We start from the raw sequence: 13131 nt of genomic DNA on the forward strand, positions 1-13131 counted from the left end.
CGAACAAAGGAAGCACACTTCATGAGCATTCGGTACACGACGAAGGCCCGTAGGGGGATGGCCGCAGCCGCGATCGCGGTCGGCTTGGCCCTTGCTGTGGCCGGCTGCGGTGGAGACGACGAGCCGAAAAATGAGGCCAATGGGACTGCCTCTTCGGCCTCCAAGGGCAACGGATCCAACAAGGACAAGAAGTCCGAAGAGCCATCCGAAACTCTGGCTGTGCTCAAAGGCCAGGAGGGGCTTGAACTCACCCTCAATTCCGCAAAGCGGGACTCCGGTGGCTTCCTTACGGTGACCGGAGTACTGAAGAACACCTCTGATGACTTGGTTGTACTCCCACCTGCGATGCGAGGGGATGAGACCGAGATCGTGAAGCACGACACCTCATTCGGTGGGGCGACTCTGGTGGACTCCGTCGGTAAGAAGCGTTACTACGTGCTGCGTGACACTGAGGGGCGCCCACTCACGACAATTGGGCTGGACGACCTTGCGGCCGGTGCGCATACATCCGTCTTCCTTCAGTTCCCTGCCCCTCCGTCCACCACGACCGAGGTCAACTTCCAACTGCCGACGTTCCGTCCCGGCACGATCAAGCTTTCCAAGTGAGTGCCGCCATGACGACGACCCGCTTCCCCAAAAAGCTCGCCCGCCACCACTGCATGGCGGCCTTCGCTACTGCCGTCATCGGCGCATCCGTGCTCACAGGCGTGACTGCGGGCACCGCCTTCGCCGACGATCCCCCCGGCTCCACGACCAGTGCTTCTCCACCAGTGGAGGTCGACCCGAACGCGCCTGGTCTCATGCTTCCGGACGGTGCGACTCTGGCCCCGCCCAAGGTCCTTGACATCAAGCAGATCGTCGAGGACGAGGGCGGTGAAGAGCGCCGCGAGGACACGAACGTGGATGTGACCTTCGCCCTCCAGGCCGAGGTCCTCTTCGGTAAGGACAGCGCGACTCTCAATGCTCGGGCCAACGCCCGCATCGCGGCGATCGCCGCGGAGATCAACAAGCAGGGTGCGAAGCGCGTCCGCGTCTTCGGCTTCACCGACAACCTTGGCTCGTACGAACACGGTTCGAAACTTTCCAAGCAACGAGCCGAAGCCGTGCAGAAGCAATTGGCCACGACTCTGGATCCGGGTGTGACGTTCGAGATCCGTGGATACAGCGAGGATTACCCCATCGCCAGCAACAGCACTGAAGAGGGCCGTAAGAAGAACCGCCGAGTCGAGATTTCCTTCCCGCGCGGAGCCGGCAACTGAGAGTCGGTCCTGGTCCTGACGGAATGGCCGTGGAAGACTGCGGGCCGCTCTCTTCATTGTGGAGACAGGGGGCGGAACCCCCGCCGTCAAGTCGGAGGAGTTGAGCGATGGCAAGGAGCGGAGCCGGTGTCGTCGCCATGAAGGCCGTGTGCGTACTCATGCTGGTTCCGGGCGTCGCGGGGGCGGCCTCCCAGGACCCATCCGGCGACGTCCCCAGGTACAGAATGGGCAAGGACGCGAGTCCCGTCCATGGCGCAGCAACCAACACCGGCGGGCCAGTGCTGGTTGCGGGTACGTACACAGATACCATCGCCGCGGGGGACAAGAAGTACTACAGGGTGAGACTCGACGCGAAATCCAATGCCTTCGTCTCGACGGTGCTCGCGCCACCCCCTGCGACCAAGGTCGGACTCATGGACGGAATCCGCGTTTCATTGGCGTCCCTGGACGGCACGGAATGCAGTTCCGGCGACACCGTCGTGTTCGCAAGCAACACTGCCCGTCCGCTTGCGGGGTACGGCACCCGCCGCATCCAAGCGAACGGGCCGTGCCAGAGAGCAGGAGAATACCTGTACACGGTGGCGCGGACCGGTTCGGCCAACTCCGGCTCGAAGGCGTGGCCGATTGAGCTGAAGTACATGTCAGAGCCGGGCCTCAAGTCTGATGCGGTGGCGCCGACGGCCCCGACGAAGTGGAGCTCGAAGGCTCCGGTGCCGCCGAAGACGTTGGCGAAGCCCGTGATTGGGGGCACGGGCTTCAACGATGCAGCACCAGTGGGTGAGGGGGCCTGGAAGGACGAGATCCGCCCTGGCGAGAGCCGCTTCTACAAGGTTCCTGTCGGCTGGGGGCAGCAACTCTTCGTCGACGCGGAGATGGCCAATTCCGGCACTGACCAGCAGCCCGTTGTTGTCGACGGCGTCAGGATGGCGCTCTACAACACGGCCCGAGGGTTGGCGGACAGTGAGCAGACCCAGTATTCCGGCAAGCCGTCGGTACTCGAACTCGGTACGGCCCCTGCGTCCTTCTCCAATCGATTCGGGGCAAAGCCCGAGGCGGTGAGCGCCCTGCGCTTCTCCGGCTGGTACTACGTGCAGCTCACCCTTGACCGCCAAGTCGCACAGAGCGTGCCCATGAGGCTGAGCGTGTCTGTCGAGGGTGATGAGCGGCCGGGACCGGAGTACGACGGGGATCCGGTCAAGGCCGGGTTCGGCATCTCGGACGCAGACAAGGAAGCGGTTCGGCCAGGTGGTGAAAGCCTGACAATGCAGACGATCGGTTTCACCGGGATCGGTATCGGGACACTCCTGCTGCTGAGCCTCGGCGGGTGGACGATCGTCGCGCACCGCAGGCACCTGCAGTAACTGCTCGCGGACGGCATGCTGCTGGGCCGGCCGGGTCGGTCATCACAGCAGTGAGAGGCCCGCTGTCGTGAGGAGTTGAGCCCGGTGTTGGGCCCAGGGGCCCATGACGGGTGCCCCGTCCACACCTAGCGTGGCGTCATGTCTGTTCTGGGGGATGTACGCCGAGGGGGCCGCCGGCTACTGCGGGCCCTCACTCCGCGGACCGATGCGCGGTTGCTCGGACTGCGCAAGCGCCGCCGGCGCGATCGGGGCCAGACCGCGATCGAGTACGTCGGCCTGGTGGTCGTCGTGGCGGCGATCGTCGGCGCTCTCGTGGGTACCGGCATCGGGCCGACGCTGGCGGAGGGGATCAGCAACCAGGTCTGCCGCATCACCGGCGGGGGCGAATGCGGCGGAGGCGGGCAGCCCGAGGCGCAGGACGACCGGACGACCGGTGACGACGATCCCGGCGGCGACAAGCCGGTCAACGACAACACGGGCACGCCGAAGTCACCGGAACAGATCGCGTACGAGAAAGCCCTGAAGGGCCTTCAGGATGCGCAGGACGCGGAAAAGGCGGACCGGGACAAGGCGATCGAGGCAGCCAAGGAGCTGGCGAAGATCCTGGCCGATGAGCTCGGCATCACGGACGCCCTCGACTGTGTCATCAAGGGCGACATGGGGGCGTGCACCGAAACGCTCGTCAATGTGCTGCTGAGTCTGGTCGGTGGCGCGGTCGGCAAGCTGGCCGCGAAGTACGGGGCGCCGTGGAAGTGGAAGAAGGCCGTGGAGCTCGTCAAGAAGCTCAAGAAGCACGGCGGCGACCTGTACGACGGCCTCAAAGGGCTGATCAAGAACCGCAAGAAAGTCAAGGACGCCGAGAAGGCGCTCGAGGACGCGAAGAAGAAGTACGACCCCAACCAGAAGAAACCGGATGAGAAGAAACCGGACGACAAGCCGACGACCTGCCCCGCCCGGCACAGCTTCCTGCCGGGCACGCTCGTCCTCCTCGCCGACGGGCGCCGGGTCCCGATCGAGACCGTACGCGCCGGTATGCGGGTGGAGGCGGCCGACCCTGGGACAGGGGTGGCCGGCGGGCGACAGGTCACGCGGACCTTCACGACGTACGACGACAAGGAGTTCACCCGGCTGACGGTGCGGACTCCGTCCGGTACGGCGCTCGTCACGGCCACGGACACGCACCCCTTCTGGCTCACCGACGAGCGCCGCTGGGCGGACGCCGGCGACATCCGGCCCGGCGCGCGACTGCGTACGGACATCGGCAGCAGCCTGCAGGTCCTGACCGCCCGCCACTATGTGCAGCGGCAGACGACGCACGACCTCGCCGTCGAAGGAGTGCACACCTACTTCGTCGGCGTGGGCGGGGCCAATGCCCTCGTGCACAACAACGACTGCGACATGTCGGACGGTGAGGTCGAGGCGGCGCGGAACCCGGATGTCGGTGAAGGGGACGCCAAGAAGTTCAAGGACCACTTCCTGCGGCACAAGAAGCTCGTCGAGGACGCGCTGGGCACCAAGTACAAGAAGCTCAAGGAGGACGGCCCGCGGTTCCGGGAGGACATCGCGAAGGCGATCAAGGACGGCACGTTCGAACTCGTAGGCAAGGGCACGCTGAAGAAGGGCGAGCCGGAGGGCCTGATCTATCGTGGCAAGGGTGTGACGGTCGTCCTGAGGGAGAACGGTGACTTCTGGACCGCCCTCAAGTCCGGCGAGGGCATGGACACCGGGATCGAGATCACCAAAAAGGTGCCGAAGAAGAAGGGCTGACCCATGAGCAGCGTGGCGCGGCAGGTCGCTGAGATGCTCACGGGGCGCCGTGTCCGTGACGTCCTCGTCCCGGGGTGGATCGACCGGGACGACGACCTCCCTGAATTCCGCCCGCAGCCACTGGTCCTCTGGCTGCGCCTGGACCAGGGCCTGATTCGGCTCGCGTCCGAAGGGCAGTTCGGCCACTTGGCCGCCCGCCCGGTCACGGCCGCCGGGTGGACCGATGTCGACCTGCTCGCCGAGGCGGAGGACGAGGTCGTCCTGGCCTCGTGCGGCGAGCAGCTGTTCGGCGACGGACGGGACCAGCTGACCTGCACGGAACTGCGCGGGTACGGGGGAGACGCCGGAACCACCATCGGCCTCGCACTCGACTTCGAGGGCGGACACACCCTCTTCCTCGACCCGGCGTGGACGTTCGGCATCCGCATGGGCAACAGGGCGGACGAGGCCCGCTGGGTGGAGGAGTACGGCAGTGACACCGTGCGGGAAACGCTGGTTCCGGGCGCGCCGAACGGCGCGTGAGGAATGGGCCCGTGGACCCATGCGCCGCCGGGAGCACCGTTGCTAGCGTGCGACGCATAAACACGATCAGATGGGAACGGGATGAGCACGGGGACCCGGAGTAAAACGCGGCGCGTCGTGACGGCCGTTGCCGCCGCCGCGCTCGCGATCGGAACGGCTACCGCCTGCGAGGGCGACGACAAGGGCATGAGCGAGGGCAAGCCCGCCAAGACGTCCGCGGCCCCGTCCGACCCCGCGACGGACGCCTCGCCGCCGTCCGAGTCCACCGCGCCGCCCGTCCCCGAGAAGCCGAGCAGCGGCAAGACCCTGACCAAGGCCGAACTGACGAAGGCGGCGCTGGTCAGCGGAGAAGTGGCAGGCTTCGACGTCACCCCGATGCAGGGCGGCGAGGGACCCGGCACGGAAAAGTCGGACAAGCCTGCCTGTGAGCCGCTCGCCGCCGTGATCAACGGAGCGCCCGAGCCCGCTGCCGCCGCCACCTTGTACCGCACGGCGGTCGACTCGACAGAGGAGGGCGAGGAGACCCAGACCGTGGTCACCTTGATTCTCACCTCCCACGCGGACGGGGGAGCACAGCAGGTCATCACGTCCCTACGAACTGCCGTGGACGCCTGCGCCGGTGGATTCACCACTCACGGCGGGGACGGGGTGTCGACCTACTCCGAGGCGAAGAAGCTCCCCACCCCGAAGGCCGGCGACGAGTCGATCGCCTACCAGGTGACGGGCGCGGTCGAAGGTGACAAGGTGCCGCTCGTGTTCTATGTCGTACGACGGGGAGCGAGCCTCGTCACGTTCTACACGGCCAACTTCATCGACGAGACGACGCCCGAGGTCCCGTCTGAGCTCATCCGGAAGCAGTCGGGGAAGCTTCCCTGAGGCCGCTGATACTGCAACCACATTCCGGGAATCGCCGCAGGTCGGGATAGGTCGGACACCCGCCCTTGCGTGACGGGGCGTAGTGCTCCGTCGGCGCGGCGCCGACCAGGCGGTTCGCGTCCCTTGGCCGGACACCGCGGAGTCGCCGACGGAGCCCGAAGGGCGAGTCCGGTTTGCAGTACTAATCCGCGTGCGACGCAGCCTCGATCGCCACCCGGACACCTGGCCGCAGCCCCCACTCCGCCATGGCGCCGGCTTCCGCCTCCAGCACATGACGCCCCCGGAAGCGGACCATCCCGAGCCGCCCCGGCTCCATCGTCCGCACGTCCACGACCTTCAACTCCTTGTCCAGATAGGCCACGTCGATGGTGAACCGCATCCGGAAGGTGTGAACGCTATTGCACGGCGTGAGCATGATCGCGCCGTCGATCCCGTCCCGCCCCAGCAGGCCGCGCCGCCTCGCCTTGTACGACGCGGCGATTTCCACCTTCACTGCCGTGTCCGTGTCCGCGGCGTCGACCTGTCCCGGGACGGTCATCGTGCCCACCCCATTGCGCCATTTCCTCATGGACGAAGACGGTAGCGGTAGTTGGCCGGCCGCTACGGTTCTGGGCCCCTGGTGCCCCGAACGTGGGCCCCCGGGCCCATGACCGTGCCCCAGGCACCGCTTACGCTCGCTGCGTGTACGCCACGTTGATCGCCGCCGCTGCCCTGTGGGGCGCCGCCGCCGGGCTGCTCGTCCCGCGCGCCGTGTACCGGCTCTCCGTCGAGCCTGAGGAGGCGTGGCGCGAGAGCTGCCCCGCCGGGCACGCGTTCACGGGGCCCGCGCGGGGCTGGCTGGGCGGCGCGCGTTGTGCGGACTGCGCCGCGGCCGTTCCGGTCCGCAAGACGGCCCGGAAGACGGCCCGGACCGCGGCACCCCGCGACACCGAAGCGCCCACACCGCGTCCCGTCCCCCTCGTCCCCCTCGTCACCGCCCTCAGCTGCGCCGCCCTCGCCGCCGCCACCGGGCCGCGCCCCGAGCTCGCCGTCTGGCTGCTCCTCACGCCCTTCGCCGTACTGCTCGCCCTCGTCGACCGCAACGTCCACCGGCTGCCCGACCAGCTGACCCTCCCGCTCGCCGCCGCGGCCGCCACGCTCCTCGGGCTCGCCGCGCTGCTCCCCGGTGACGCGGGCTCCTGGCCCGCGGCGCTGCTCGGCGGACTCGTCCTCGGCGCCGCCTACTTCTTGCTCTTCCTCATCCACCCCAACGGCATGGGCTTCGGCGACGTCAAACTCGCCCTCTCGCTGGGCGTCGTCCTCGGTTGGTACGGCTGGGCGGTGCTCTTCACCGGTGCCTTCGCCGGCTTTCTGCTCGGCTCGGTCTATGGGCTCGGGCTCATCGTCCTGCGTCGCGCCGGCCGCAGGACCGCGATCCCGTTCGGGCCTTTCATGATCGTGGGGTCGCTTGCGGGACTGCTGCTCGGCGGCCTTGCGGTGTCTGGTTTCTGATGTCCCCTTCCATGTGTTGTGGCCCCTGTCTGGCTCAGGGGACAGGGAAGTTGGACGTGCAGGTGTGCCGGAGTTCCCCTGCTCTGCGATCTACGAGTCGCGGCTCGAGCTGACACGACTGCTCTATGCGGAATTTGCCCGCGAGGTGACGGGCTTCTTCGCGCAGCCGTTCCTCCTCACCGCCGATGTGTCGCGCAAGATGTGCAGGCACATCCCTGACCTGCCGATCCTGCGGGACGGCGATGTCCCGCCAGTGGTGGACGTCAGCCCCATGGTCCGCGCCGCATACCGGGACGATGGCAGATCCGGTGGCGACTGGCCCGGAGCTTCAGCGTTCGGGGGCGTCGGCCCTGGCGGTCACCTTGATCACGAGCTTCTTCGCCCTATGCGGAACTGTAATGCGCCGCGCCACAACCCCACCCGCCCCCCGCGTGTCAGTTCTGTGCGCGGATAACGGAATCCGCGCCTCAGGTCTCGTGGGGGGACCCTTTGGAAACGCAGGACACACAGGCGCTGGAGCCCGTGCCGCAGCCCGCGCAGGAGCTCGCGGCGTTGCCGGTGCCGACAGCGGCCCCGGCCCCGGAGCCGGTAGCCGAGGGCGAGCCCGTGAGCCGACCCGCCCGCCGCCGCGGCCGCACCGCGCTGATCGTCGCCGCTGCCGCCGTCATCGGCCTCGTCGGCGGTACGGCCGTCGGCTACGGAGTGCAGGCCGACCGCGAGCCCACGCCGCTGCCCGCGCTGAGCCGGGCGGATGTGGCGTACCCGGCGAAGCCGCTCCCGGAGAACAAGCGCCCGGCGCCGCTGTCCGCCGGCGAGGACCGCAAGGTCAAGACGGACGGCGATCTGCGCAGGCTGCTGCTCGCCAAGCCGTCGGGTGCCCGCAAGACCGACATGTGGTCGGGAGACGCCGGCTGGGTGGATACGGCGAGCTACGTCCTCGTCTTCGAGAGCGAGGCCTACATGTTCGAGACTCTCGTGGAGTCGGACATCCGCCGGGTCGCTGCGGTCGCCTGGCAGCAGGGCGAGTTCAAGAAGACGAACATCAGGCTCGTCCAGTTCCGCTCGGGCGAGGGCGCCAGGGACCACGCAGAGGGCCAGCACGACTACATGCCGGAGGCCGAGGACGGCGCGGGCAACGAGGGCGACGCGCTGAAGGGCAGCGGGAACGGGCGGTACTACCTCTACAAGGTCCATGAGAAGGCGGGGTATCTGCCGCTTTACCGGGCCCGTGCCATCTTCCAGCGCGGCGACATCATGGTCGACATCAACATCTTCGACACCAAGCGCATCAGCAAAAGCGACATCCGCACCCTGGCCGAGCGACAGCTGGAGCGCCTGTGAACGAGGACCGGACACCCCAGGACCAGCTCGCCGAGCCGGTCGCGGAGCCCGAGGCCCAGTCCGTGCCGGAGCCCCAGGCCCGGCCGGTCGCGGCAGCTGACGCCCGGCCAGTTGCGGAAGCCGATGCCCCGCTGCCCGTACCGGAGCCGGAGGCCCAGCCCGTCGCGGAGCCCGAGGTCGCACAAGTACTCAAGCCCACGCGCGTGCGCCGCCTCCTCGCCACCGTGCTTCCCTCCGTGCTCGTCCTCGGCGCCGTCGCCGGCGGACTCACCTACACCGGGCTCACCGTCGACCGCGCCGACCGCACCGCCCCGACCACCACATGGGGCCCGGCCGATGACGACCCGGCCAAGGACCCGGCGAGCAACGCCGGGCGCGGCCGGGCAGCGACGCCACTCAGCAAGCTGCTGCTGCCGGTGCCGCTCGGCTACCGCCTCGGCCCGGACATCGACTCGTACGGAAACGACGGCGAGATCGGGGACAAGGAGGCCGTCGCCCTCATCAAGGAGGGAGGCCGCGGTCTGTCCGGCAAGAAGCGCCGCGACTTCGAGAAGCGGATCGACAAGCTGGGCGTCAAGGGCATCGCCCTGCGCTCGTTCGCCTCGGACGCGAACGACCTCGTCATCGAGGTGCAGATCACGCAGATGAAGGACAAGAAGCGGATCCACGATCTGTTCGAGCTCAGGACGGAGCTGGCCGAACTGCTCGAGTTCCGCAAGGGCCCGAAGATCAAGGATCACAAGAAGTCCGCCTGCTTCCTCTTGCCTCAGGGCAACACGGACGGGGAGGACAAGGACAAGTCCGACCTGGAGGCGATGGCCTGCTCGGCATACGACTCCGAGCTGTTCGTGAGCGTCACCGCCTACGGCACCAAGCCGTTCGACAAGTCCGCCGTCGCCGAGCTGGTGAAGAAGCAGCTCGACCACATCGCGTCTCCTGGGGAGTACGTATGACCGAGCCGACCACGGAAACGGCACCCGTGCCCCCGATGCCGGTGGCGCCACCCGCCGAGCCCGCAGAGCCCGTCGGCCCGGAAGCCCCCGCTGCCGCCCCCGCAGCCCCCGTTCCCGTACGCGACCGCCGGGTCCTGCGGGCAGTGGCCCGCTGGACCGTCGCGGTGCTCGTCTGCGGCGGCCTCGGCGCAGGGACCGCCGTGGGCATCACGTCGATGGAGCGCACGGACGTCCCGGGACTCGCCACCGAGAGCGACGGCCGCTGGGACTATCCCAAGCTGTCGCTGCCCGCGCTCCCGAAGGACACCCCGCGTCCCTTCACCGAAGGGAACAGGGAAGAGATCCATTACGCCGACGAGCGGAAACTCCTGCTGCCCGCGCCGGCGACGGCGACCGTCGACAAGAAGCTCAACGGCGGATGGGTGACGGCGAAGCAGTTCACCGCCGAATACGAGGAGGGGAAGCGGGCCGAGCTTGAGCTCGCGCTCAAGGACTACGCGGTGCGGCACATCGCGGCCCGCGGCTGGACCATGCCCGACGGCACGGCTTCCCGGGTGTATCTACTCCAGTTCGACTCGGCCGCCTCCGCGGACTCGTTCAATGACGACGAGATCCGTACCGGCGCGAAGCCCGGAGCCGCGCTGGCCGGCACGGCCGAGTTCAAGCTCGACCCCGACTGGGACACCTCGGGCAACGTCCTGCCGACCGCGACGTACGTCTACGTGGAGAACCCGCCCGCAGGCGCGCAAGAGACCCGCCAGGCCTATGTCGTCGCGGGCGACACCCTCGCCGTGATCGTCCAGTCCCGGAAGGACAAGGCCCACGCGGTCCCCTTCCACCAGACCGTCGTGCTGCAGAACCAGCTGCTGAGCTGACCTCGCAGAGAGGGCCGGGCCACCGCCCACCGGGCTCAGGTCCGGCCCGTTCTGCCGCCACTGCGCGTCTTGATCTTCAATCCTGTCCGCCGTCTGCAGAACGCGACGGGCGGTCAGAGGATGCTCGGTGACGCAGGTTGTGCGGGAGGGCAGGGCCTGTCCAGCCCAGGACGGCATGCAAAGCCCACGAAGCCGGCCGTCGGCCCCGGTGCCGCCAGGGGACACAAGACTCAGACGAACCAACGGGGACATCGGGGACATCGGGGACAACGGGCGAGACAGTCCGCTCCGCAGCAGACCAGACGCCTGCCGGGGGACTCTGAGATCTGGCACCTACAGCCTCGCCGCAGCGTGAGATTCGCCCAGCAGGCCCTCGGCGACATCGGGGCGGTCAAGCCCGTCCAGTACGGGCTGCCCGTCTAGCATCTGGACGCATGCGGACATTTTCTGACAATGCGGCGACTCGGCGTGGACTGCTGCGCTCTCTCGTTCCCGTCCCCTCTCCGGAGCCCGGATCCCGCCCCACTGCCCGCTTCCCCGCCGCCCTGCTCCCCTGGAGCTGGGCGGCGGCGTTCTTTCTGCTCTACGCCACCGTCTCCGTACGCCGTCATACGCTGCTCCGCACCACCGGCTACGACCTCGGCATCTTCGACCAGGCCGTCCGCTCCTACTCCCAACTGCGTCCGCCCGTCGTCCCGTTGCGCGGCGAGCAGTTCAATCTGCTCGGCGACCACTTCCACCCCGCGCTCGCCGTCCTCGCCCCCCTCTACCGCGTCTGGCCGTCCCCCGTCTGTCTTCTTGTCGCCCAGTCCGCGCTCCTCGCCCTCGCCGCCGTGCCGCTCGTACGCTGGGCCCTGCGGGTGCTCGGCCGGCGCTCCGCGCATGTCGTCGCCCTCGGCTACGGACTGAGCTGGGGCATCGCATCGGCCGCCGCCTTCGACTTCCACGAGGTCGCGCTCGCCGTTCCGCTGCTCGCCTTCGCCCTGGAGGCGATGGGCCGGCGGCGCTGGGGGCCGGCCGTCGCCTGGGCCGCCCCACTGGTCCTGGTCAAGGAGGACCTCGGGCTGACCCTCGCCGCCCTCGGCTGCTACATCGCCTGGAAGGGCCCGCGACGCCTCGGCGTCGTCACCGCGGTGGCCGGTCTGCTCGCATCGGCCGTCGAGATCAAGCTGCTGCTGCCCGCCTTCAATTCCGCGGGCGGGTACGCACACGGCGGCCTCCTCGCCGAGGGCGCGCACAGCTCCCTGCTCAGCACCCTCGCCTTCGCCCCGCTCGACGCGCTGCGCCCCGACATCAAGGCCATGACCATGATCCTGGTCTTCGCCCCGTCCGCGTTGCTCGCCCTGCGCTCGCCGCTCGCGCTCCTGGCCCTGCCCACGCTCGCCTGGCGCATGCTGTCGCAGAACGGCTTCCACTGGGGCACCTCCTTCCACTACAGCGCCGTACTGATGCCGATCGTCTTCGCCGGCCTCATCGACTCCCTGCGACAGTGGCGGGACTGTGACCATCCGCTGGCCACCCGCCAGATCCGCGCCTCGCTCGCCACCGTCCTGGCCGTCACCGCCGTCATGGCGCCGTCGTTCCCGCTGGCCCAGCTGGCCCAGCGCGCCACCTGGCGCACGACGCCACACATCGAGGCGGCCCGCTCGCTGCTCGACAGGATCCCCGACGGCGCGACCGTCGCCGCCTCCAACCGCCTCGCTCCGCAGCTCACCTCGCGCTGCGAGGTCGTCCTCTTCCCGGCCTTCCCCGTCGACGCGCGGCTCTATGAGTACGACAGGAAGCAGCTGCCCCGCCCCACCGCCGAGTGGATCATCCATGACAGTAAGGCGCCCGAGGCCTGGCCGTACAAGACGGGCCACTGGCCCTACCCGCCCGCGCAGCAGGCGGCCGAACTGGAGGCCGCGCAGCGGAAGTACGGCTACGAGCGCATCGCCCAGCGCGACGGCGTCACCCTGCTGCGCCTCAGGTATGCGCCCCGACCGTGACCTTCCCCGCCGTCAACTCGGCCGGCCCTTCGAGGACTTCCCCGACCCGCTCCACCTGCTCTTCGAGCTCCCGGCGCCGCGCGGCGCCGAGTGTCTTCCCGATCTGCTCCACCGTCACCGCGATCCGCCGTCCGGAGCGCCGCTGGTGCCACACTGCGCGTCGTCATGCGAACGACTGCAGGATTCATCTAGGACAGTTCTTGTCCTCATTGTGACTCCCGTAGAGTGACGTACTGGCGAAAAGGTAAGTGTTGGACGCATCGGAGGAGTTGCGGTGGCCAAGGTCAAGCCTTCCTACACCTGCGGTCTCGACGCCGCCGTGGACGTCGTCGGCGGGAAGTGGAAGCCGCTCATTCTCTGGGTGCTGCACGACGGGACGTACCGCTTCGGGGAGCTGAAGCGCCATGTGAGCGGCGTCAGCGAGAAGATGCTCATCCAGCAACTGCGCGAGCTGGAGTCGGACGGCATCGTGCACCGCGAGGTGTACCGGGAGGTGCCGCCACGCGTGGAGTACTCCCTCACCGAACTCGGACAGGCGCTCAACACCGCTCTGCTGCCGCTCGGCGAGTGGGGCGACATCTTCATGGAGCGGATTGTCGCCAACAAGACCAAGGAACCGGTGGCCTGACGAGTTGTCGGAACGGCACTGCGTCAATCCGGCGCCCGCGCCCGGGGGTCACCCTTGGGGGGTACGGCTC

At 68.5% G+C, this 13131-nt stretch carries 13 protein-coding genes and 1 pseudogene; 12 read left to right on the forward strand and 2 right to left on the reverse strand.

Annotated features, from left to right (window positions below; genetic code table 11):
- Positions 1 to 21: 21 nt before the first annotated feature.
- The 6 genes from ACH492_RS06700 to ACH492_RS06725 all read left to right on the forward strand — a co-directional run bounded on the left by ACH492_RS06700 (position 22) and on the right by ACH492_RS06725 (position 5785).
- A complete protein-coding gene (locus ACH492_RS06700) occupies positions 22 to 606 on the forward strand; it encodes a hypothetical protein (RefSeq protein ID WP_398983546.1) in 585 nt (194 codons plus the stop codon).
- An 8-nt stretch (positions 607 to 614) separates the two neighbouring features.
- Positions 615 to 1259 (forward strand): OmpA family protein, encoded by a 645-nt coding sequence (locus tag ACH492_RS06705; protein ID WP_398983548.1) that lies wholly within the window; start codon positions 615 to 617, stop codon positions 1257 to 1259.
- A gap of 224 nt (positions 1260 to 1483) precedes the next feature.
- Entirely contained in the window at positions 1484 to 2620 is a 1137-nt protein-coding gene (locus tag ACH492_RS06710; protein WP_398983549.1) for a hypothetical protein, read from the forward strand.
- 138 nt (positions 2621 to 2758) lie between these two features.
- Positions 2759 to 4387: a Hint domain-containing protein gene (locus ACH492_RS06715; RefSeq protein ID WP_398983551.1), complete on the forward strand. Its 1629-nt coding sequence runs from the start codon at positions 2759 to 2761 to the stop codon at positions 4385 to 4387.
- A gap of 3 nt (positions 4388 to 4390) precedes the next feature.
- Positions 4391 to 4909 carry a hypothetical protein gene (locus tag ACH492_RS06720; RefSeq protein WP_398983553.1) on the forward strand — a complete coding sequence of 173 codons (519 nt, stop codon included), beginning with the start codon at positions 4391 to 4393 and terminating at the stop codon, positions 4907 to 4909.
- 117 nt (positions 4910 to 5026) lie between these two features.
- The gene (locus ACH492_RS06725) at positions 5027 to 5785 is read left to right on the forward strand and encodes a hypothetical protein (RefSeq protein WP_398983555.1); all 759 of its coding nucleotides are present in this window, start codon (positions 5027 to 5029) and stop codon (positions 5783 to 5785) included.
- Between the two features lie 181 nt (positions 5786 to 5966).
- Here ACH492_RS06725 and ACH492_RS06730 read toward each other — a convergent pair whose 3' ends face one another.
- The gene (locus tag ACH492_RS06730) at positions 5967 to 6353 is read right to left on the reverse strand and encodes a DUF192 domain-containing protein (protein WP_398983557.1); all 387 of its coding nucleotides are present in this window, start codon (positions 6351 to 6353) and stop codon (positions 5967 to 5969) included.
- Between the two features lie 113 nt (positions 6354 to 6466).
- Here ACH492_RS06730 and ACH492_RS06735 point away from each other — a divergent pair, with 113 nt between their 5' ends.
- From ACH492_RS06735 to ACH492_RS06755, 5 genes are all read left to right on the forward strand, one after another.
- Positions 6467 to 7276: a prepilin peptidase gene (locus tag ACH492_RS06735; RefSeq protein ID WP_398983559.1), complete on the forward strand. Its 810-nt coding sequence runs from the start codon at positions 6467 to 6469 to the stop codon at positions 7274 to 7276.
- A 489-nt stretch (positions 7277 to 7765) separates the two neighbouring features.
- Positions 7766 to 8617 carry a hypothetical protein gene (locus ACH492_RS06740; protein ID WP_398983561.1) on the forward strand — a complete coding sequence of 284 codons (852 nt, stop codon included), beginning with the start codon at positions 7766 to 7768 and terminating at the stop codon, positions 8615 to 8617.
- Positions 8614 to 9570, forward strand: a complete 957-nt coding sequence (locus tag ACH492_RS06745; protein ID WP_398983562.1) for a hypothetical protein — start codon at positions 8614 to 8616, stop codon at positions 9568 to 9570. Before ACH492_RS06740 ends, ACH492_RS06745 begins: the two co-directional genes overlap by 4 nt.
- Positions 9567 to 10445 carry a hypothetical protein gene (locus ACH492_RS06750; protein ID WP_398983564.1) on the forward strand — a complete coding sequence of 293 codons (879 nt, stop codon included), beginning with the start codon at positions 9567 to 9569 and terminating at the stop codon, positions 10443 to 10445. The genes ACH492_RS06745 and ACH492_RS06750 overlap by 4 nt, the downstream gene beginning before the upstream one ends.
- Positions 10446 to 10879: 434 nt before the next feature.
- Positions 10880 to 12433, forward strand: a complete 1554-nt coding sequence (locus ACH492_RS06755; RefSeq protein WP_398983566.1) for a DUF2079 domain-containing protein — start codon at positions 10880 to 10882, stop codon at positions 12431 to 12433.
- Here the strand turns inward: ACH492_RS06755 and ACH492_RS06760 are convergent.
- A pseudogene (locus ACH492_RS06760) lies at positions 12411 to 12587 on the reverse strand (winged helix DNA-binding domain-containing protein); the annotation flags it as partial. The gene ACH492_RS06755 and the pseudogene ACH492_RS06760 overlap by 23 nt on opposite strands.
- A 120-nt stretch (positions 12588 to 12707) precedes the next feature.
- Here ACH492_RS06760 and ACH492_RS06765 point away from each other — a divergent pair.
- Positions 12708 to 13061, forward strand: coding sequence for a winged helix-turn-helix transcriptional regulator (locus ACH492_RS06765; RefSeq protein ID WP_398983568.1), 354 nt, complete (start codon positions 12708 to 12710; stop codon positions 13059 to 13061).
- Positions 13062 to 13131: the final 70 nt, after the last annotated feature.

It is taken from the genome of Streptomyces sp. NPDC019443, assembly GCF_044389785.1.
Lineage (GTDB): Bacteria > Actinomycetota > Actinomycetes > Streptomycetales > Streptomycetaceae > Streptomyces.

Bases quoted from the DNA above. Each gene is read 5' to 3' on its own strand.
- ACH492_RS06700 (WP_398983546.1), top strand. From the start codon at position 22: ATGAGCATTCGGTACACGACGAAGGCCCGTAGGGGGATGGCCGCAGCC.
- ACH492_RS06705 (WP_398983548.1), top strand. From the start codon at position 615: ATGACGACGACCCGCTTCCCCAAAAAGCTCGCCCGCCACCACTGCATG.
- ACH492_RS06710 (WP_398983549.1), top strand. From the start codon at position 1,484: ATGGGCAAGGACGCGAGTCCCGTCCATGGCGCAGCAACCAACACCGGC.
- ACH492_RS06715 (WP_398983551.1), top strand. From the start codon at position 2,759: ATGTCTGTTCTGGGGGATGTACGCCGAGGGGGCCGCCGGCTACTGCGG.
- ACH492_RS06720 (WP_398983553.1), top strand. From the start codon at position 4,391: ATGAGCAGCGTGGCGCGGCAGGTCGCTGAGATGCTCACGGGGCGCCGT.
- ACH492_RS06730 (WP_398983557.1), bottom strand. From the start codon at position 6,353: ATGAGGAAATGGCGCAATGGGGTGGGCACGATGACCGTCCCGGGACAG.
- ACH492_RS06750 (WP_398983564.1), top strand. From the start codon at position 9,567: ATGACCGAGCCGACCACGGAAACGGCACCCGTGCCCCCGATGCCGGTG.
- ACH492_RS06755 (WP_398983566.1), top strand. From the start codon at position 10,880: ATGCGGACATTTTCTGACAATGCGGCGACTCGGCGTGGACTGCTGCGC.